Genomic DNA, 18,868 nt, shown 5'->3' with positions numbered 1-18,868 from the left:
GCGGCCTTTTCGGGAAGCAGGTTTCCACCTTTCCGGATCACGCCTTGGCCAGGCATCAGCTTTCGAAAATGGTCCCGGCATTGGCCGCTTGGGCGCGGTCACGGGCCAAGGTGGCGATCGCCGTGTCCTGCACGCCGGTGCCGGTGAGATCGGCGATGGTGATGTCGCTGTCCGAGCGCCGTCCGTGTTTCTCGCCGGCGATGATCTGGCCGAGTTCGGTAACGTCGGCGTCGGCCGTCATCACCCCGGTCGCGATGGCATGATGCAGTTCGCCGAGCCGCCTGGTTTGCCTGGCGCTGTCGGCGACATAGAGATCGGCCATGCGCAGGATCGCCGGCGCGATCTCGTTCTTGTGCTCGGCATCCGAGCCCATGGCGGTGATGTGCTGGCCGGCCACGACGAAGCCGGCCTTGATCAGCGGTTCGGTCGACGGCGTCGTGGTGACGATGACGTCGGCGCCGGCGGCCGCCTTCGCCGCGTCCGGCTCGGCGCGCACCATGATGCCGAGCTTCTCGCGCAAACGGGCGGCGGTGGCGTCTGCCTTGGCGGCATCGCGCGCCCAGATGCGGGCTTCCCCGATCGGCCGCACCAGGCGCAGCGCCTCGAGCTGCAGTCCGGCCTGGAGGCCGGCGCCGAAGATCGCGGCGACGGCGGAGTCCGGCCGCGACAGGTGTCTGGCGGCGACCGCGCCGGCAGCGGCGGTGCGGATGTCGGTCAGATAGCCATTGTCGAGCAACAGCGCCTCGACCTGTCCGGTTTTGGCCGAGAGCAGCACCATCATGCCGCCGCCGCTGGGCAGGCCGAGCTTCGGATTGTCGAAGAAGCCGGAGCTGATCTTGACGGCGAAGCCGTCGATGCCAGGCACATAGGCGGATTTGACGTCGACCTCGCCGTGATGCTCGGGAATGTCGAGGCGCAGGATCGGCGGCATCGCCACCGGCAGCGTGGCCAGCGCGCGAAAAGCGTTCTCGACGCAGGCGACGGCATCGAGGTTCAGCGCAACGATCTGGCGCAGTTCAGCCTCGGTGAGGATCATCATCCGGCTCATGCGGCACGCTCCACGGTTGATGGCGCCTCGCCGCAGACGATCTGCCTGTGCAGCGCCATGTCGATGTTGCGGCCGGACAGGATGAGCACGGCAGGCCCGGCCGTCTTGACCTTGCCGGCAAGCAGCGCGGCGATGCCGACCGCGCCGGCGCCCTCGACGATCTCGCGCTCCTCTTCATAGGCATGACGGATGCCGGCGGCGATCTCGCCCTCGGAAAGCAGGATAACATCGTCGAGCAGGTCGCGGCACATGCCAAAGGTCAGCCGGTTGTCGAGGCCGATGCCGCCGCCGAGCGAATCCGCCAGCGTCGGCAGTTCCTCCACCTCGACTGGCCGGCCGGCATCGAGGCTCGCCTTCATCGCCGCGCCCCGCGCCATGGAGATGCCGATGACCTTGGTGTTCGGGCTGACGCCCTTGACGGCGGCGGCGACGCCGGCAGCCAGCCCGCCGCCGGACAGCGGCACCACCACGCTCGCCGCCTCCGGCACCTGCTCGATGATCTCCAGACCGAGCGTGCCCTGGCCGGCAATGATGTCGGGGTGGTCGAAGGGCGGCAGCATGACCAGGCCCTGTTCGGCGACCAGTTTCTCGACCTCCTTCTGCGCATCGTCCTGGCTGTTGCCGACGATGCGGATCTCGGCGCCGAGCCGACGGATCGCGTCGAGCTTGTTCTCGGGCACCAGCCGCGACATGCAGATCACGGCGCGGATGCCGTCGAGCCGCGCCGCATGCGCCAGCGCGCGGCCGTGATTGCCGGTCGAGGCGGCGACCACGCCGCGCGTCTTATCCTCAGGGCTTAGTGAAGCGATCGCGTTCGAGGCGCCACGTAATTTGAAGGCGCCGGTGGTCTGGCGGTGTTCGAGCTTGAGGTGGACGGGGTGGCCGATGCGATCCGTAAGGCTTTGCGACTGCACGGTTGGCGTGCGCTCGACCTTGCCGGCAATTCGCTCGCGGGCGGCGCGGATGTCGGCGAGGGTGGTGGCGCTCGTCATGATTGGCTCAGCGACTTCGTCATCAGCCGGCCGAACTGAGGCCGCGCCGTGTCGTCGCCGCACAGCCGCAGGCAATTCCAGGCGGTGGCCTGGTTGCTGGTGACGACCGGGCGGCCGATCGCCTGTTCCATGCCGGCGACCGCGAGCGCCGAGCGCAGCGCGGTGCAGGACACGAACAGCGCATCAGCCTCGGCATCGGTTGCCTTGCCGGCCAGTTCGAGGAGTGCGGCCGGCGGGATGCGCGCCATCTCGCGGTCGTCCTCGAAGCCGAGGCAAGTGAAGCTCACGATCTCGAAGCCGCGCTCGGCGAAATAGGCCGCCATCGGCCGGCTGGTCTCGACCGTGTAGGGGGTGAGGATGCTGATCCGTCTCGCGCCCAGCGCCTTCAGCCCGCGCACACCGGCCATCGGCGGCGTCACCACGGCAACGTCGGGCCTGGCGGCCTGGATCGCCGCCTCGATCTCGGCGTCGCCGATCACCACCGAGGCCGAGGTGCAGGAATAGCAGATGGCGTCGAGCGGCTCGTCCGGCAGGATGAGCGCGGCGGCGGCCTCAAGCTCAGGCTGCATCCTGCGCAGATTCTCCGGCGTGGTCGGGTTCTTGTAGGGGATGCGGGCGACATAGACGCCGATCCGCTCGCTCGCCACCATGCGGCGGAAATCCGGCTCGCTGGTGTGGTCGGTGGCAAGGATGATCAGCCCAACGCGCTTTTCCAGCGGGCGCGCATCGAGGGCCGGCCTTGTCGGCAACAGCCTGATTTCGGGCAGCGGTTGCATCAAAACTACCTTTCGATCTTGCCGTAGCGGTGTTCCAGCCAGCGCAGCAGCACGACCGAGAAAAGGCTGATGATCAGGAAGAAGGCGCCGACCAGTGTCATCGGCTCGACGTAACGGTAATAGGTGTTGGCGACGCTCTTGGCCTGGTTCATCAGCTCCAGCACGGTGATCGCCGAGAGCAGCGGCGTCTCCTTGAACATGGCGATGAAGTAATTGGCCAAGGCCGGGATCATCGGCGGGATCGCCTGCGGCAGGATGATGTGCGTCCAGGTCTGGCCGGCGCCGAGATTGCAGGCCTTGGCGGCTTCCCACTGGCCGCGCGGCACGTTGTCGATGCCGGCGCGGTAGACCTCTGCCGTGTAGGTGCCGTAGTGCAGGCCGAGCCCGATGACGCCGGCCACCAGCGGCGGCAACAGGATGCCGAAGTCGGGCAGCACGTAGAAGATGAAATAGAGCTGCACCAGCAGCGGCGTGCCGCGGATGAATTCGGCGAGGAAGCCGACGGTGCGCGACACGGCCCGGTTCTCCGAGCGCCGCGCCAGCGCGATGGCCAGGCCGACGATCGCCGCCAGCACCGAGCCGAGCAGCGTCGCCAGGATGGTGATCTTCACCCCCTGGATCAGCGTCGGCAGGATCTCCCTGACGAAATTCCAATCCCAGTCCATCAGACGCGCACTCCGTCGATGCCGCGAGCCATGCGGCGTTCCAGCGAGCGCACGCCCCAGGAGATGACCAGCGCAAGCACGAAATAGATGACCAGGATGGTGGTGAATGGCATCAGCGTGTTGCCGGTCTGCGAGCGCACCACCTGCGCCTGGAAGGTGAGATCGGCGAGCGAGATCAGCGAGACCACCGAGGTCGCCTTGAGCAGCTCGATGGCGTTGTTGCCGAAGGTCGGCAGCATGACCAGCAGCGCCTGCGGCAGGATGACATGGCGCATGCCTTGCCAGCGGCCGAGATTGAGCGCGATGCAGGCCTCGTACTGCTCGCGGCCGATCGACTGGATGGCGCCGCGCACAACTTCCGCCGCATAGGCGCCGACATTCAGGCCCAGCGCCAGCACGCCGGCCTGCAGCGGCGTCAGCGAAATGCCGGCAAGGGGCAGCACGAAGTAGGCCCAGAACAGCTGCACGAAGATCGAGGTGCCGCGGAAGAACTCGATATAGGCGGTGGCCAGCGCGCGCACGACGAAGAAGCGGGACAGCCGCCCCATGCCGGCCAGGAAGGCCATGATCAGCGCCAGCACCGACCCCATCAGCGTCAGCTCGATGGTGACAAGCGCTCCCTGCAATATCAGGCCGAGATAGCCGGACCACTGGGTCATCTGGGTTCCAAGATTTCCAATCGTTTGCGGTTATGCGGGGCAGTCGCGACAGCCCCTTCTCCCCGTTCTACGGGGAGAAGATGCCGGCAGGCAGATGAGGGGCAGAGCCGCCTTCTGATACCTTGGCGCTGCCCCTCATCCGTCACTTCGTGACACCTTCTCCCCGTGAACGGGGAGAAGGAAGAAGCGCCCTACTTCGCCGCGCAGAGCTTGTCGCGCGTCGTCGACATCGCGGCGGCGGCCGAGAAGCCGTAGGGCTCGATGATCTTGGCGAACTCGCCCGACTTCTTCAGCTTGGCGAGCTCGACATCGTAGGCGTCGCGCAGCGCCTCGTCGCCCTTCTTGAAGGCGGCGCCGTCGCAATAGACCGGCGCGCCCATCACCGGGGCGATGACTTCGAGATTTGGGTCGTTGGCCTTCTTGACCAGGTCGTTGATCGACAGCACGGGCAGCGAATAGGCGTCGATGCGGCCATCCTGCAGCATCTTCAGGCCGCTCTGGCCGTCCGGCACGACGATGACGCGTTCGCGCGGCACGCCGGCATTGAGCGCCAGCTTCTCCTCGGTGCCGCCGCCCGGCGCGCCGATGGTGGCGGAGCTATCCTTGGCGACGTCCTCATAGCTCTTGAAACCCTTCGGATTGCCCTTCTTGACCAGCATCGCCTCGGCGTCGCAGAGCACCGGCTCGGAATAGGCGACCGCGGCGCAGCGCTCCGGCTTCATGAACAGGCCGGCGGTGACGACGTCGAAGCGGCCGGCCTGCAGGCCGGGGATCATGGCGCCATATTCGGAGATCGAGGCGACGATGTCATTGACACCCAGGCGCTTGAAGATCTCGCGCGCCACGTCGGGCGCGGCGCCCGAGACCTTGCCGTCGGCGGCAACCGCCGTGTAGGGCGGCTCGTTGGCGATGGCGACGCGGGCGAAGCCCTGCCCCTTCAATTGCTCGAGCTTGGCGTCGTCGGCCGAGCGCGCGCCGGAGGCAAGCAGCATCGTGGTCACCGCGAGGCCGGCGACGCCGGCCAGAATGGCAAGTTTCTTCATTGTTCCCAACTCCTTGTTGTTGTCCTGGTTTGCGTTGTTTCAGGACGACTGCGTCGCCCGTCTAGGATGGTCTCGCCGCTTCGGGCTTCGTCGCCCGCGGGACGACTTCGTCGCTCGCGGGACGACTTCGTCGCCCGTTAGACGCGGTGTCCGGCCGCGATGATCTTCTTCAGGAAGCCTTGCGTGCGCTCCTGCTTGGGGTGGCGGAAAATCTCGTCGGGCTTGCCTTCCTCGACGATGCGGCCGCGGTCGAAGAACAGCACGCGATCGGCGAAATCGTGGGCGAAGCCCATCTCGTGGGTGACGAGCAGCATCGTCATGTCGGTCTCGGCGGCGAGCTTGCGCATGACGTTGAGCACCTCCTCGACCAGCTCCGGGTCGAGCGCCGAGGTGACCTCGTCGAACAGCATGATCTTCGGCGACAAAGCGAGTGCCCGGGCGATCGCGACACGCTGCTTCTGGCCGCCGGAAAGCTGCGCCGGCATCGCCTTGGCCTTGTCGGCCATGCCGACCATGTCGAGCAGTTCCATCGCCCGCTTTTCCGCCGCGGCGCGCGCCACGCCCTTGGTCAGCATCGGCGCCAGGGTGACGTTGTCCATGACGCATTTGTGCGGAAACAGATTGAACAGCTGGAAGACCATGCCGATCTTCTGGCGCATTTTTGCGAGGTGGCGCTCGTCGGCGGGCAGGAGCTGGCCATTGCGCTCCATGTGGTAGAGATGCTCGCCATCAACCTGGATGTGGCCGCCGTCGATCTTCTCCAGCGTCATCAGGATGCGCAGGATCGTCGTCTTGCCGGAGCCGGACGGGCCGATCAGCGCCAGCTTCTCGCCGGGCATGACCTGCATCGACAGGCCGTCCAGCACCTTGAAGGCGCCGAAGCTTTTCGAAATGGCGTCGACCTTGATGATGGGCGTGGGCAATCAATTTCCCCGTTCTGGAGAAGCCTATGCCCTTAACGATGCGGAACGCGCTAAATCATGTCAATTAGGAAAATAATATCATGACAATATTTCCGACGCGGCACAATTTCAGGGCAATCTGAACTCCGCTTGTGCATCAGATGGCGAGCAGGAGATGCTCCGGATCGCCAAGCAGCAGCTTGGCGACAACGCTCAAGCCGGCGCGCAGTTCCGCCTCGGCGGTCGAACCCAGCGAAATGCGCACGGCGGGATGCCAGGGAGCCTCGGCGATGCGGAAGGAGCTGCCGGGCGCGATCGCCACGCCGCGCAGGCGGGCCTGCGACACAAAACTCTCCTCGGCGCGGTCGCCGGGAAGCTCGAGCCACAGGTGCAGCCCGTCGCGGTGGACGCGGTAGTCGATGCCGGCCAGCACTTCCGCGGCGATGTCCTGGCGCCGCCTCAGCGCGGCGCGCTGCCAGTGGACCAGCTCCATCGCCGTGCCGTCGGTGACCCAGCGCGTGGCGATCTCGGCCACCATCGGCGTCGCCATCCAGTTCGAGACGAGGTGGCGGTTGGCCACCGCCGCGACATAGCGGTCGGGCGCGGCGAGGTAGCCGATGCGCAGGCCGGGCACGGTGATCTTGGTGAAGGAGGTGACGTAGAGCGTGCGCTCTGGCGCGAAGGCGGCGACTGGCGGCGGCCGATCCTCGACCAGCGGGCCGAGCACGTCGTTCTCGATGATGGCGATGTCGTGCTTGCGCGCCACGGCCGCGATCTCCTCGCGCCGCCGCGCGTCCATCAGCGTCGCCGTCGGGTTGATCACCGAGGGCTGCACGAAGACGGCGCGGATGTCGGAGTGCCGGCAGGCCTCGTCGAGCGCTTCCGGGATCAGGCCGTTCTCGTCGATCGGCAGGCCTTCGAGGTTGAAGCCGAGATAGCGGGCGAGCGGCACCAGCGTGTGGTGGCCGATGGCCTCGGTGGCGACCGTCGAGCCGGGCGGCGCCACGCTCATCAGCGCCACCGTCATGCCGGCGGTGGCGCCGTTGGTCAGGCTGATGTTCTGCGGCGAGGCGTCGAGGCCGCAAAGCCGCAGCCATTCGACCGCAACGGCGCGGTGGCGCGGAAACACCATGTTCGGGCGGAAGGACAGCGCCGAGCTCGACGGGAGGTTCTCGGCCAGCCAGCCCAGCGCCTGCTTCAGTTTCTCCAGATGCATCGGCTCGCAGACCGGCTTCAGGATCGAGAGGTCGATGACCTCGCCCAGGCGCTCGGGAATGTAAGGCGGATCCTCCTCGCGGCGCTGCGTCTGGACGAAGCTGCCGCGGCCGATCTCGCCGGAAATCAGGCCGCGGCGGATCAGCTCCTCATAGGCGCGGCTCACCGTCTGCACCGACAAATTCAGGTCCTCGGCGAGCCTGCGGTGCGTCGGCAGCCGGGCGCCATTGGCGAGCCGCCCGTCATGGATGGCGCGGGCGAACTGGTCGGCCAGCGACTGGTAGGCCGGGCGGCGAATGAGGGTGGGATCTGGCTGCCACAATGTCATGACTTATTAGAGATCGAAATCAGTGCAATTGACAATCGAAATCATGCGCCCCCATGGTGGCGGCAGCAAAAAGTGGACGCCCATGACCGCGGTGAAACTCGACCCGATCGACCTCAAGATCCTCGACGCGATCCAGCGCGACGGGCGCATCACCAAGCTGGCGCTGGCCGACAAGGTCGGCCTGTCGCCGACGCCGTGCTGGATGCGGCTGCGCAAGCTGGAGAAGGCGGGCATCGTCTCGGGCTATCATGCCTCGGTCGCCATGCGAGCGGTGGCGCCGGTGGCGACCGTGCTGGTGGAGGTGACGCTGGCCAGCCACCGCCAGGCCGATTTCGACCGTTTCGAGCGCGTCGTCCGCGACATCCGCGAGATCGTCGCCTGCTGGTCGGTGGGTGGCGGCGTCGACTATGTGCTGAAGGTGATGGCGCGTGACATCGACGCCTATCAGCGGCTGGTCGACAGCCTGCTCGAGCGCGAGATCGGCATCGACCGCTACTTCACCTACATCGTCACCAAGACGGTGAAGGAGGAGACGGTGCTACCGGTGGCGGATCTGCTGCCGGGGCAAGGTTGAGTCGGTCTCGCGATCAGCTTGGAGATTGGCCGAACGTCCGCTGCTTCGCCCCAGGGTGACGAAGCGGAGGAGGCTCGGCCAGTTTTCACGGTTCGGTACTCACCGCCGGCCGTCGCGCTAGAGAGATCATCTGCGCCCAAGGGTCATTAGAGACAATCTCTCTACCTGCGGCTGCCGAAACAGCCTCTCTGTCTCGACCGCGCGGCTAGTCTCTCCGTATCGCCTCGGCACCGGGAGACCTGATCGATGTCCGCGCATCTTGCCCGCACGAACCGCCATGAAGCCCTCGACGGCCTTTCCGACCGCCGGCTGCTGCGGGCGCTCGCCTATGTCGACAGCCACTGGACGGCGAGCGAGGCGGCGGAAAGTTTCGCGGTCACCGATCCGGCGACCGGCTCAGCGATCGCCTTCGTTGCCGCGCTCGATGCAGGGCAGACCACGAAGGCGATCGATGCCGCGTCCCGCGCCTTTCCGGCGTGGCGGGCGCTGCTGCCGCAGGAGCGCTCGAAGATCTTGCGAAAATGGTTCGAGCTGATCATCGCCGCCAAGGACGATCTGGCGCTGCTGATGACGCTGGAGCAGGGCAAGCCGCTGAAGGAATCGCTGGGTGAGATCGACTACGCCGCATCCTTCGTCGAATGGTATGCCGAAGAAGCCAAACGCCTCAACGCCGAGAGCGTCAGCAGCCATCTGCCGAATGCCGAGATGACCGTGCGGCGCGAGCCGCTCGGGGTCGTCGGCGTCGTCACGCCGTGGAATTTTCCCTCGGCGATGCTGACCCGCAAGGCGGCGGCGGCGCTTGCCGCCGGCTGCACCATCGTCGCGCATCCATCCTCGGAAACGCCGCTCTCGGCGCTGGCGCTGGCCGAGCTCGGCGAGCGCGCCGGGCTTCCCACCGGCGTGTTCAACGTCGTCACCGGCGAGGCGCGCAAAATCGTCGGCGCGATGTGCGCGGATGCCCGCGTCCGCGCCATGAGCTTCACCGGCTCGACCGAAGTCGGCCGGCTGATCGCGGCGCAGAGCGCGCCGACGATGAAGCGGCTGGTGATGGAGCTCGGCGGCCATGCGCCGCTGATCGTGTTCGACGATGCCGACATCGACAGGGCTGTGACGATTGCGCTCGACGCCAAATTCGCCACCTCAGGCCAGGATTGCCTCGCCGCCAACCGCATCTATGTGCAGCGGCCGATCTACGAGCGGTTCTGCGCCGCCTTTGCCCGCCGCATCGAGGCGCTGAAAACCGGCAATGGGCTTTCCGGCGATGCCGACATCGGGCCGCTGATGCACGAGCGCGCCGTCCAGAAGGTGGAGGAGCAGGTCGCCGACGCGCTCGCCCGCGGCGCGCGCTGCCTGGGCGGCGGCGGGCGCCATGCCGCCGGGCCGCTGTTCTATCAGCCGACGCTGCTCGTCGATGTGCCCGACGAAGCGCTGATCATGCGCGAGGAGACGTTTGGCCCGGTCGCGGCGGTGACGCCCTTCGACGACGAGGCGGAGGTTGTCGCCCGCGCCAACGCCACCGAATACGGCCTGGTCGCCTATGTCGTGACCGAAAATGGCGCCCGGCAGGCGCGCATGGGCCGCGCACTGGACTACGGCATGGTCGCCATCAACCGGGTGAAGATCACCGGCGCGCCGATCCCGTTCGGCGGCGTCAAGCAATCCGGGATCGGCCGCGAAGGTTCGCGCCACGGGCTCGAAGCCTTTACGGACCTCAAATATCTTTGCCTGGACGTGGCGTAAGGCGCGTCGATATTCAGGTGATGCCGGCCTGCAAATGGCGGCTTCCTGCGCTTCCGGTGCTCACGTACCAAAAGTACGCTCCGCTCCGGTTCTCGGAATCCACCATTTTCGACTCGGCCTGACCTGAATCTCGACGCACCTTGGGCCGCGCAAGGCGATCTTTCTCAAGGAGTCAAAAAATGCTTGAACAGTCCAACGAACTTGCCGCCTGGGATCGCGACCACTTCTTCCATCCCTCGACGCATATGGGCACCCATGCGCGGGGCGAGTCGCCGGCGCGCGTCATGGCCGGCGGTGAGGGCGTCACCGTCTGGGACAATACCGGCAGGAAGAGCATCGATGCCTTCGCCGGCCTCTATTGCGTCAATGTCGGTTACGGCCGCCAGAAGATATCGGATGCGATCGCCGAGCAGGCGAAGAACCTCGCCTACTACCACGCCTATGTCGGGCATGGCACCGAGGCCTCGATCACGCTCGCCAAGATGATCGTCGACCGTGCGCCCGAGGGCATGTCGAGGGTCTATTTCGGACTCTCCGGCTCGGACGCCAACGAGACCAACATCAAGCTGATCTGGTACTACAACAACGTGCTCGGCCGGCCGGAGAAGAAGAAGATCATCTCGCGCTGGCGCGGCTATCACGGGTCCGGCGTGATGACGGGCTCACTGACCGGGCTCGACCTGTTCCACAACGCCTTCGACCTGCCGCGCGCGCCGATCCTTCACACCGAGGCGCCCTTCTATTTCCGCCGCGCCGACCGCTCGCAGAGCGAGGAGCAGTTCTCGCAACATTGCGCCGACAGGCTGGAAGAGATGATCCTCGCCGAAGGGCCGGACACGGTCGCCGCCTTCATCGGCGAGCCGATCCTGGGCACCGGCGGCATCGTGCCGCCGCCGGCCGGCTATTGGGAAAAGATTCAAGGCGTGCTGAGGAAATACGATGTGCTGCTGGTCGCCGACGAGGTGGTGACCGGCTTCGGCCGTCTCGGCACCATGTTCGGCTCCGACCATTACGGCATCAAGCCGGACCTGATCACCATCGCCAAGGGGCTGACCTCGGCCTATGCGCCGCTTTCCGGCGTCATCGTCTCCGACAAGGTCTGGCAGGTGCTGGTCAACGGCTCCGACAAGCTCGGCTCGCTCGGCCATGGCTGGACCTATTCGGCGCATCCGATCTGCGTTGCCGCGGGTGTGGCCAACCTTGAGCTGATCGACGAGATGGACCTGGTCACGAACGCCGGCGAGACCGGCGCCTATTTCCGCGCCGAGCTGGCCAAGGCCGTCGGCGGCCACAGACATGTCGGCGAGGTGCGCGGTGACGGCATGCTGGCGGCGGTCGAGTTCGTCAAGGATCGCGACGACCGCGTGTTCTTCGATCCGGCGCTGAAGGTGGGGCCGCAGATCGCCACGGCGCTCGCGGCCAGCGGCGTCCTCGGCCGCGCCATGCCGCAGGGCGACATTCTCGGCTTCGCGCCGCCGCTCTGCCTGACGCGCGAGGAAGCCGACACGGTGGTGGCGAAGACGGCGGACGCGGTGAACAGCGTGTTCGCCGGACTCTAATTTGACCGTCGGCGCCGCCCCTCATCCGCCTGCCGGCACCTTCTCCCCGTATAGTGACGGGGAGAAGGGAGAAGCTTCGACGCTGGAGCCCCTCTCCCCGTCCTTCACGGGGAGAGGGTAGGGTGAGGGGCAGCGCCAACCTATATTGAGTTGGAGCCAACATTCATGACATCCCATCCCCCCATTCCAGCCACCATGGCCGCCGTGCAGCTCACCGGCCATGGCGGTCCGGAAAAGCTCGTCTACCGCACCGATGTGAAGGTGCCCGCGCCGGCCGCCGGCGAAGTGCTGGTCAAGGTCAGCGCCTGCGGCATGAACAACACCGATGTCTGGGTGCGCCAGGGCGCCTATGGCACGGAAGAGGATGCGGCGGCGGTGTCGACCTGGCGCCGGCAAGGCAACACGCTTGTCTTCCCGCGCATCCAGGGCACCGACACGGTGGGGACGATCGCCGCCGTCGGCGACGGCGTGTCTGCCGACCGTATCGGCGAGCGGGTGATGGTCGACTTTTCGATCTACAACCGCGACGACGATTCGCTGGCCGACATCGACTATATGGGCCACGGCCGCGATGGCGGGTACGCCGAGTATCAGACCCTGCCGGCCGAGAACGCGCATGTCGTCGACACCGATATGAGCGACGTCGAGCTCGCCACCTTCTGCTGCGCCTATCTCACCGGCGAGCAGATGCTGGAGCGCGCGGCTTTGAAGGCCGGGGAGCGGGTGCTGGTCACCGGCGCTTCGGGCGGCGTCGGCTCGGGCATCGTGCAGCTGGCGCGGGCGCGCGGCGCCATCCCCTATGCCATTGTCGGCAAGGGCAAGGAGCAAGCGGTGCTCGATATCGGCGCCGAGAGGGTGATTACGCGCGGCGTCGCGGATCTGCCGGCCGCCGTCACCGAGGCGACCGGCGGGCAACCCATCGATGTCGTCGCCGACCTGGTCGGCGGCGCGATCTTCAACGATTTGCTGCGCATTCTTCGGCCGGAAGGGCGCTACACGACGGCGGGCGCCATCGCCGGGCCGGTGGTGCAGCTCGACCTCCGGACGATGTACCTCAAGCAGTTGCAGCTCAACGGCTCCAGCCAGGGCACGCGGGCGGACTTCCGCCGCATCGTGCGCTACATCGAGGACAGGAAGATCAAGCCGCTGGTCGGCGGTGTCTACAGGCTGTCGGACTTCCACCGCGCCCAAGCCGATTTCATCGCCAAGGATTTCGTCGGCAAGCTGGTGGTGGTGCCGGACGCGATGTGGGCTCGCTGAGCGCGAGCCGCCCGTCGCCCGACCGCTTGCCGGCGCATAGGCGCGCCCTAGATGCCGCCCCTAGCTACGGGGGCGGCCGGCAAGAGATGCCTCAAGCCTCCATGCTGATATTGACATCGGTCAAAGTTGCACACTAAACCTTGCTGCGTAATCGGTTACGTAACCGATTACGGATCAATCAAGTGGAGGAAAGCATGAGCAAGGATCCAAACGCGTCCGGTCTCGATCTAGGCCAGTTCTCGCGCCGTCAGTTCCTCAAGACCAGCGCATTGGCGGCCGGCGCCCTGGCGCTGCCGTTCGGGCGGGCGCTCGCCGCCGACAAGCCGAAGGTCGGCCTGGTCATGAAGTCGCTCGCCAACGAGTTCTTCAAGCAGATGCAGGCCGGCGCCGAAGAGTACGCGGCCAAGAACAAGGACAAGTTCGATTTCGCCGCCGTCGGCATGAAGGACGAGCGCGACTTTGCCGCGCAGGTCGACGCCATCGAGAACTTCATCACCCAGAACTTCAACGTCATCGTGGTCGCGCCGGCCGATTCGAAGGCCATGGTGACGCCGATCGCCAAGGCGCTGAAGGCTGGCATCAAGGTCATCAACATCGACGTCTCGCTCGATACCGAGGCCAAGAAGAAGGCCGGCATCGACCTCGCCTTCTTCGGTCCGGACAACCGCGCCGGCGCCAAGCTCGCCGGCGATGCGCTCGGCAAGGCGCTGGGCAAAGGCGGCAAGGTCGTCATCCTCGAGGGCAATCCCGAGGCCGACAACGCCAAGGAACGCAAGCTCGGCTTCGACGATGCGGTGAAGGAACACGGCCTCGACCTGCTCGATTCGAAGACCGCGCATTGGGAGACCGAGGAAGCCAACACGCTGATGACCAACTTCATGACCCAGCACCCCGACATCCAGGGCGTGATGGCGGCCAATGATTCGATGGCGCTCGGCGTCGTCAAGGCGATCGACGCGGCCGGCAAGTCCGGCCAGATCAAGGTGGTCGGCTTCGACAACATCCCGGCGGTCCGGCCGCTGCTGAAGGAAGGCAAGATGCTGGCCACCGTCGAGCAGTATGGCGCGCAGATGGCCGCGCTCGGCATCGACTACGGCCTGCGCGAGCTCGCCGGCGAGAAGTTCACCGGCTGGGTCAAGACCGACATCAAGCTGGTCACCGGCTGAGGCGGGCGAAGAGGCACCGGGCATTTAATGGCTGGTGCCATCGCTGCGCTTACCTCATCATCGCCGCCGGCAATTCCGGCGGCGGTGACGGCGCGCCGACGCCGCCTTGGCGGCCGAACGGCGCAATCCAGGATTTTGCTGCATGGATGACGCGATTCTTTCCCTTCAAGGGGTCGGGAAGATCTTTCCCGGCGCCGTCGCGCTGAGCGACGTCTCGCTGTCGATCGCGCGCGGCGAAACCCATATCGTGCTCGGCGAGAACGGCGCCGGCAAGTCGACGCTGATCAAGCTGCTCGCCGGGATCCACCAGCCGGACAGCGGCGCGATCGCCTTCAACGGCCAGCCCTACCAGCCCAAGACGCCGCATGACGCGCATCAGACCGGCATCCGCATCGTGCATCAGGAGCTAAACCTGCTCCCCTATCTCAGCATCGCCGAGAATCTGATGCTGGAAAGCCTGCCGCGCCGCAGTTTCGGCATCGTCGACGGCAAGGCGCTCAACCGGCGCGCCCTGGCGCTGCTGAAGGAGGTCGGGCTCGACATCGATCCGCGGACGCGCGTCGAGGCGCTCGGCGTTGCCCAGATGCAGCTGGTCGAGATCGCCAAGGCGCTGAGCTACGACAGCAAGCTTCTGGTGCTCGACGAGCCGACGGCGACGCTGACGCCGCCCGAGATCGAGCGCCTGTTCGCCATCATCAAGCGGCTGAAGGCCAAAGGCGTCACCATCATCTACATCTCGCACCGCCTGCACGAGGTGTTCGAGATCGGCGACCGGGTGACGGTCCTGCGCAACGGCAGGCTGGTCGCCACCCGCGACCTGCACGGCCTCACCGTGCCCGACCTGGTGCGGATGATGATCGGCCGCGACATCGCCGACGAATACGGTTTCGACACTTCGATCGTGCCGGGCGAGGTCGCGCTCAGCGTGGCGAACCTGAAGCGCGACGCCACGACACCGGCGATTTCCTTCGATGTGCGGCATGGCGAGATCCTCGGCGTCGCCGGGCTGGTCGGCAGCGGCCGGACGGAAGCCATGCGCGCCCTGTTCGGGGCCGATCCGAAACTCGATGGCGTCGTCGCCATCGACGGCAAGCCGGTGGCGATCACGGCGCCCAAGGACGCGGTCCGGCATGGCTTGAGCCTGCTGACCGAGGACCGCAAGGGGCAGGGCCTGCTGCTCGACCTGCCGGTGGACAAGAACATCACCATCACCGACCTCGGCAAGGTGTCGCGCCACGGGCTGGTCAACCGCAAGGCGGAGGCGGCGGCGGCGACCGACCTGGTCGGCCAGCTGCGCGTCAAGGCAAGCTCGATCGAGCAGGCGGTGCGCAACCTGTCCGGCGGCAACCAGCAGAAGGTGGTGTTGGCCAAATGGCTGTTCCGCGGCACCTCGACGCTGATCCTCGACGAGCCGACACGCGGCGTCGACATCGGCGCGCGGCGCGAGATCTACCAGCTCTTGTGGATGCTGGCGGCGGCTAAGAAGGGCATCATCATGGTGTCGTCCGACCTGCCCGAGCTGATGGGCATGTGCCACCGCATCGTCGTCTTTTCCAAAAACAGAATTGTCGGCGAGGTGCCGCGCGCCGAATTCGACCAGGAGCGCATCCTGTCGCTCGCCTATCAGGAGTATGTGCGACCATGAGCGAGACGTCCGAAGCAACCGTGTCGGCGCCTGTTTCCCCCGGCCGGGCGAAATTCCTGCGCTTCCTCATCCGCGATGCCGGCGTGCTCCTGGCGCTGGTGCTGATCACCGTGTTCTTCTCGGCCAGCGCGCCCCATTTCGCGACGCCCGGCAACGCGCTGAAGATCTTCGTGCAGATCGCCATCAACACGGTGCTGGCGGCCGGCATGACCTTCGTCATCCTCACCGGCGGCATCGACCTGTCGGTCGGCTCGGTGCTGGCGCTGTGCACGGTGGTGGGCGCCACCATCATGATCAACGAGAGCCTGTCGCCGGCGGTGGCGATCACGCTGGCCCTGCTGGCCTGCATGGCGACGGGTGCCGCCTGCGGACTGCTCAACGGCTGGATCTCGACGCGCTGGAAGATACCCTCCTTCATCGTCACGCTCGGCATGCTCAACATGGCCGCGGGCGCGGCGCGCGTGGTCAGCGACAATTCGACCATCACCGGCCTGCCGCAGAGCTTCGTCGATTTCGGCAATCTGATCATCGGGGGTTTCCTGCCCTCGATCTTCCTGGTCGCGGTGCTGGTGATCGCGCTCGGCTGGTTCGTGCTGCGCTTCACCGTCTTCGGCCGCATGATCTTCGCCGTCGGCACCAATGACGAGGCGGTGCGGCTCTCCGGCCACAATCCGGATTTCTACAAGGTCGCGGCCTTCACCATCAGCGGCCTGACCGCCGGCATCGCGGCGATGGTCTATCTGTTGCGTCTCAACATCGGCAGCCCGATCGCCGGCGTCGGCTACGAGCTCAACGCGATCGCCGCGGTCATCATCGGCGGCACCAGCCTCAGCGGCGGCAAGGGCTCGATCATCGGTACGCTGGTCGGCGCCTGCATTTTGCAGGTGCTGAGCACCGGCCTGCAGCTTCTGGGCGTCGGCGACAATTTCAAGCCGATCGTGATTGGGCTTGTCATCGTGCTCGCCGTCATCCTAGACGCATATAGGGAGAGGCTGTTGCGCAAGATACGCTAGGTTTTCCGTCCGGACTTGCGTGGGACATGTAGGAGCGCTGGGACCAGGGGCCATGACAACGATCGCCGATGTCGCGCGTTACGCGGGGGTGTCCGTCGCAACGGTCTCGCATGTGATGAACCGCACGCGCCATGTCGAGCCGGAGACGGCCGAGCGCGTGCGCGCGGCGATCGCCGCCCTGCGCTACAGCCCGAATTCGCTGGCGCGGAGTCTCAGGCGCGGCGAGACCAAAACCATCGGCCTGCTGCTCCCCGACAATTCCAACCCGTTCTTCGCCAGCGTCGCGCGCCAGATCGAGGATGCCGGGTTCGTCGCCGGCTATACGGTGATCCTGTGCAACTCCGACGGCAGCGCCGAGAAGGAGGAGCGCTATCTGTCGGTGCTGATGGCCAAGCAGATCGACGGGCTGATCTTCGCCGGCTCGTCCGACCATGCGGGGGTGTTTTCGCGCCTCGCGCCCGACGTGCCGGCGGTGCTGCTCGACCGCGAGATCCATTCCGTCCATGTCGATTCCGTGCTGGTCGACCACGATCACGGCGGCTATCTCGCCGGCCGGTATCTGGTCGGGCTCGGGCACAAGCGGATCGGCGTCATCGGCGGCCCGCGCGATTCGAGCTCCAGCCCGGCGCGCCTGCGCGGCTTTACCCGGGCGCTGCAGGAAGCAGGCGTCGACCTGCCGGCCTCTGCAGTGGTCGATTCCGACTACCATTTCGCCGGCGGCCGCCTGGCGATGGAGCGGCTGCTGACGCAGGCGCCCGACATCACGGCGGTGTTCGCCTGCAACGATCTGATGGCGATGGGCGCGGTCACGGCGCTGCGCTCACGCGGATTGCGGGTTCCCGACGACATGTCGATGATCGGCTTCGACGACATCCCCTATGCCGTCACCACCTGGCCGCCGCTGACGACGATCGCGCAGCCGGTGGAGAAGATCGGAACGCGCGCGGTCAGCCTGCTGCTGGAGCGCGTCGCCGAGCCGGCCGCGCATTCGCGCCGCGAGATCCTGATGCCGGTCCTGGTCGAGAGGGAAAGCTGCGCGCCATTGCGCGGGTAAAGCGTAATCTCCCCCTTTGAGGGGGAGATGTCGCCGAAGGCGACAGAGGGGGTCGCTGCGTATGAAGCGCCAACCTCCATCTGCACAAGCAGGCCGAGCCCAGTCGAACCGACCCCCTCTGGCCTGCCGGCCATCTCCCCCTCAAGGGGGGAGATACGTGCTCATTCCCTCAAGCCGCCGGCTGCAAACCTGCTCTCAGCAGCATGCCGAACAGGTCGCGCGGCTCGTCGGGGTCGGCGAGCAGGTCGAGCTCCTCATAGAGGCCGGTGGCCTGGAGCTGGTCGCGGACATAGCGCAGCGCGGAAAAGTCTTCGGTGGCGAAGCCGACGGAATCGAACAGCGTGATCTGCTCCGGGGCCTTGCGCCCTATGGCCTTGCCGGTCATCACCTGCCACAGCTCGGTCACCGGATGGTCGGCGTCGAGCTGCTGGATCTCGCCTTCGATGCGCGTCTGCGGCGGGAATTCGACGAAGATGTCGGAGCGCAGCAGGATGTCGCGATGCAGCTCCGTCTTGCCGGGGCAGTCGCCGCCGACGGCGTTGATGTGAACGCCGGAGCCGACCATGTTGTCGGTGAGGATGGTGGCGTACTGCTTGTCGGCGGTTACCGTGGTGATGATGTCGACGCCTTCGACCGCGTCCTGGCCGGTCGCGCAGATGGTGATGTCGAAACCCTTGCCGGCGAGGTTGCGGGCGCACTTTTCAGAAGCCGAACGGTCGATGTCGTAGAGCCGCAGCCTGTCGATGCCGAGCAGCGCCTTGAAGGCGATGGCCTGGAACTCGGACTGGGCGCCGTTGCCGATGATGGCCATGGCGCGCGAACCCTTCGGCGCCAGATATTTGGCCGCGACGGCGGAAGTGGCGGCGGTGCGCAGCGCCGTCAGGATGGTCATTTCGGTCAGCAGCATCGGATAGCCGGAGCCGACATCGGCCAGCACGCCGAAGGCGGTGACCGTCTGGCGGCCCTCGCGCATGTTCTTCGGATGGCCGTTGACATATTTGAAGCCGTACATCTTGCCGTCGCTGGTCGGCATCAGCTCGATGACGCCGTCATGGCTGTGCGAGGCGATGCGCGGCGTCTTGTCGAACAGCTCCCAGCGGCGGAAATCCTCCTCGACATAGGCGGCAAGCTCGGTGAGGAAGCGCTCGACGCCGATGGCGAGCACCAGCTTCATCATGCGGTCGACGCTGACGAAAGGGACGATGGCAAGGCGGGACGGCTGGGTCATG

Annotated in this window: 17 protein-coding genes; 8 read left to right on the top strand and 9 right to left on the bottom strand. The window is 66.4% G+C overall.

Going from position 1 to position 18,868, the window contains the following annotated elements:
- Positions 1–55: 55 nt before the first annotated feature.
- From PU724_RS23125 to ehuR, 8 genes are all read right to left on the bottom strand, one after another.
- Positions 56–1,048, bottom strand: coding sequence for a cyclodeaminase (locus PU724_RS23125; protein WP_354423854.1), 993 nt, complete (start codon positions 1,046–1,048; stop codon positions 56–58).
- Entirely contained in the window at positions 1,045–2,040 is a 996-nt protein-coding gene (gene eutB / locus PU724_RS23120) for a hydroxyectoine utilization dehydratase EutB (protein WP_354423852.1), read from the bottom strand. The genes PU724_RS23125 and eutB overlap by 4 nt, the downstream gene beginning before the upstream one ends.
- Complete coding sequence (gene eutA / locus PU724_RS23115; protein ID WP_354423850.1) at positions 2,037–2,816, bottom strand: ectoine utilization protein EutA; 780 nt, start codon at positions 2,814–2,816, stop codon at positions 2,037–2,039. Before eutA ends, eutB begins: the two co-directional genes overlap by 4 nt.
- Positions 2,817–2,821: 5 nt before the next feature.
- Positions 2,822–3,481 carry an ectoine/hydroxyectoine ABC transporter permease subunit EhuD gene (gene ehuD, locus PU724_RS23110; protein ID WP_127286487.1) on the bottom strand — a complete coding sequence of 220 codons (660 nt, stop codon included), beginning with the start codon at positions 3,479–3,481 and terminating at the stop codon, positions 2,822–2,824.
- A complete protein-coding gene (gene ehuC / locus PU724_RS23105; RefSeq protein ID WP_354423848.1) occupies positions 3,481–4,140 on the bottom strand; it encodes an ectoine/hydroxyectoine ABC transporter permease subunit EhuC in 660 nt (219 codons plus the stop codon). The genes ehuD and ehuC overlap by 1 nt, the downstream gene beginning before the upstream one ends.
- Before the next feature lie 191 nt (positions 4,141–4,331).
- Positions 4,332–5,183 (bottom strand): ectoine/hydroxyectoine ABC transporter substrate-binding protein EhuB, encoded by an 852-nt coding sequence (gene ehuB / locus PU724_RS23100; RefSeq protein WP_354423846.1) that lies wholly within the window; start codon positions 5,181–5,183, stop codon positions 4,332–4,334.
- Between the two features lie 137 nt (positions 5,184–5,320).
- Positions 5,321–6,106, bottom strand: coding sequence for an ectoine/hydroxyectoine ABC transporter ATP-binding protein EhuA (ehuA, locus tag PU724_RS23095; RefSeq protein WP_135859474.1), 786 nt, complete (start codon positions 6,104–6,106; stop codon positions 5,321–5,323).
- A gap of 136 nt (positions 6,107–6,242) precedes the next feature.
- Positions 6,243–7,628, bottom strand: a complete 1,386-nt coding sequence (gene ehuR, locus PU724_RS23090; RefSeq protein WP_354423844.1) for a MocR-like ectoine utilization transcription factor EhuR — start codon at positions 7,626–7,628, stop codon at positions 6,243–6,245.
- 82 nt (positions 7,629–7,710) lie between these two features.
- Here ehuR and PU724_RS23085 point away from each other — a divergent pair, with 82 nt between their 5' ends.
- From PU724_RS23085 to PU724_RS23050, 8 genes are all read left to right on the top strand, one after another.
- Positions 7,711–8,202: an Lrp/AsnC family transcriptional regulator gene (locus tag PU724_RS23085; RefSeq protein ID WP_127392355.1), complete on the top strand. Its 492-nt coding sequence runs from the start codon at positions 7,711–7,713 to the stop codon at positions 8,200–8,202.
- Between the two features lie 246 nt (positions 8,203–8,448).
- Positions 8,449–9,942, top strand: a complete 1,494-nt coding sequence (locus PU724_RS23080; protein ID WP_127284797.1) for an NAD-dependent succinate-semialdehyde dehydrogenase — start codon at positions 8,449–8,451, stop codon at positions 9,940–9,942.
- A gap of 179 nt (positions 9,943–10,121) precedes the next feature.
- Positions 10,122–11,501, top strand: a complete 1,380-nt coding sequence (locus tag PU724_RS23075; protein WP_354423842.1) for an aspartate aminotransferase family protein — start codon at positions 10,122–10,124, stop codon at positions 11,499–11,501.
- Between the two features lie 165 nt (positions 11,502–11,666).
- Positions 11,667–12,761: an alcohol dehydrogenase family protein gene (locus tag PU724_RS23070; protein WP_127392512.1), complete on the top strand. Its 1,095-nt coding sequence runs from the start codon at positions 11,667–11,669 to the stop codon at positions 12,759–12,761.
- Positions 12,762–12,955: 194 nt separating this feature from the next.
- The gene (locus tag PU724_RS23065; RefSeq protein WP_354423840.1) at positions 12,956–13,927 is read left to right on the top strand and encodes a sugar ABC transporter substrate-binding protein; all 972 of its coding nucleotides are present in this window, start codon (positions 12,956–12,958) and stop codon (positions 13,925–13,927) included.
- 142 nt (positions 13,928–14,069) lie between these two features.
- Positions 14,070–15,572, top strand: coding sequence for a sugar ABC transporter ATP-binding protein (locus PU724_RS23060; RefSeq protein WP_354423838.1), 1,503 nt, complete (start codon positions 14,070–14,072; stop codon positions 15,570–15,572).
- The gene (locus PU724_RS23055) at positions 15,569–16,585 is read left to right on the top strand and encodes an ABC transporter permease (RefSeq protein WP_354423836.1); all 1,017 of its coding nucleotides are present in this window, start codon (positions 15,569–15,571) and stop codon (positions 16,583–16,585) included. Before PU724_RS23060 ends, PU724_RS23055 begins: the two co-directional genes overlap by 4 nt.
- Before the next feature lie 52 nt (positions 16,586–16,637).
- The gene (locus PU724_RS23050) at positions 16,638–17,639 is read left to right on the top strand and encodes a LacI family DNA-binding transcriptional regulator (protein ID WP_354423834.1); all 1,002 of its coding nucleotides are present in this window, start codon (positions 16,638–16,640) and stop codon (positions 17,637–17,639) included.
- Positions 17,640–17,808: 169 nt separating this feature from the next.
- On the opposite strand, the gene PU724_RS23045 is transcribed toward PU724_RS23050, so the two are convergent.
- The gene (locus tag PU724_RS23045; RefSeq protein WP_354423833.1) at positions 17,809–18,867 is read right to left on the bottom strand and encodes an ornithine cyclodeaminase; all 1,059 of its coding nucleotides are present in this window, start codon (positions 18,865–18,867) and stop codon (positions 17,809–17,811) included.
- Position 18,868 lies beyond the last annotated feature (1 nt).

Origin of the sequence: Mesorhizobium abyssinicae, assembly GCF_049887195.1 — a bacterium.
In the GTDB taxonomy this organism is placed as follows: domain Bacteria; phylum Pseudomonadota; class Alphaproteobacteria; order Rhizobiales; family Rhizobiaceae; genus Mesorhizobium; species Mesorhizobium abyssinicae.
This window is presented reverse-complemented; position numbering and strand designations above follow the sequence as displayed.

Bases quoted from the DNA above. Each gene is read 5' to 3' on its own strand.
- PU724_RS23125 (WP_354423854.1), bottom strand. From the start codon at position 1,048: ATGAGCCGGATGATGATCCTCACCGAGGCTGAACTGCGCCAGATCGTT.
- eutB (WP_354423852.1), bottom strand. From the start codon at position 2,040: ATGACGAGCGCCACCACCCTCGCCGACATCCGCGCCGCCCGCGAGCGA.
- eutA (WP_354423850.1), bottom strand. From the start codon at position 2,816: ATGCAACCGCTGCCCGAAATCAGGCTGTTGCCGACAAGGCCGGCCCTC.
- ehuD (WP_127286487.1), bottom strand. From the start codon at position 3,481: ATGGACTGGGATTGGAATTTCGTCAGGGAGATCCTGCCGACGCTGATC.
- ehuC (WP_354423848.1), bottom strand. From the start codon at position 4,140: ATGACCCAGTGGTCCGGCTATCTCGGCCTGATATTGCAGGGAGCGCTT.
- ehuB (WP_354423846.1), bottom strand. From the start codon at position 5,183: ATGAAGAAACTTGCCATTCTGGCCGGCGTCGCCGGCCTCGCGGTGACC.
- ehuR (WP_354423844.1), bottom strand. From the start codon at position 7,628: ATGACATTGTGGCAGCCAGATCCCACCCTCATTCGCCGCCCGGCCTAC.
- PU724_RS23085 (WP_127392355.1), top strand. From the start codon at position 7,711: ATGACCGCGGTGAAACTCGACCCGATCGACCTCAAGATCCTCGACGCG.
- PU724_RS23080 (WP_127284797.1), top strand. From the start codon at position 8,449: ATGTCCGCGCATCTTGCCCGCACGAACCGCCATGAAGCCCTCGACGGC.
- PU724_RS23075 (WP_354423842.1), top strand. From the start codon at position 10,122: ATGCTTGAACAGTCCAACGAACTTGCCGCCTGGGATCGCGACCACTTC.
- PU724_RS23070 (WP_127392512.1), top strand. From the start codon at position 11,667: ATGACATCCCATCCCCCCATTCCAGCCACCATGGCCGCCGTGCAGCTC.
- PU724_RS23065 (WP_354423840.1), top strand. From the start codon at position 12,956: ATGAGCAAGGATCCAAACGCGTCCGGTCTCGATCTAGGCCAGTTCTCG.
- PU724_RS23060 (WP_354423838.1), top strand. From the start codon at position 14,070: ATGGATGACGCGATTCTTTCCCTTCAAGGGGTCGGGAAGATCTTTCCC.
- PU724_RS23055 (WP_354423836.1), top strand. From the start codon at position 15,569: ATGAGCGAGACGTCCGAAGCAACCGTGTCGGCGCCTGTTTCCCCCGGC.
- PU724_RS23050 (WP_354423834.1), top strand. From the start codon at position 16,638: ATGACAACGATCGCCGATGTCGCGCGTTACGCGGGGGTGTCCGTCGCA.
- PU724_RS23045 (WP_354423833.1), bottom strand. From the start codon at position 18,867: ATGACCCAGCCGTCCCGCCTTGCCATCGTCCCTTTCGTCAGCGTCGAC.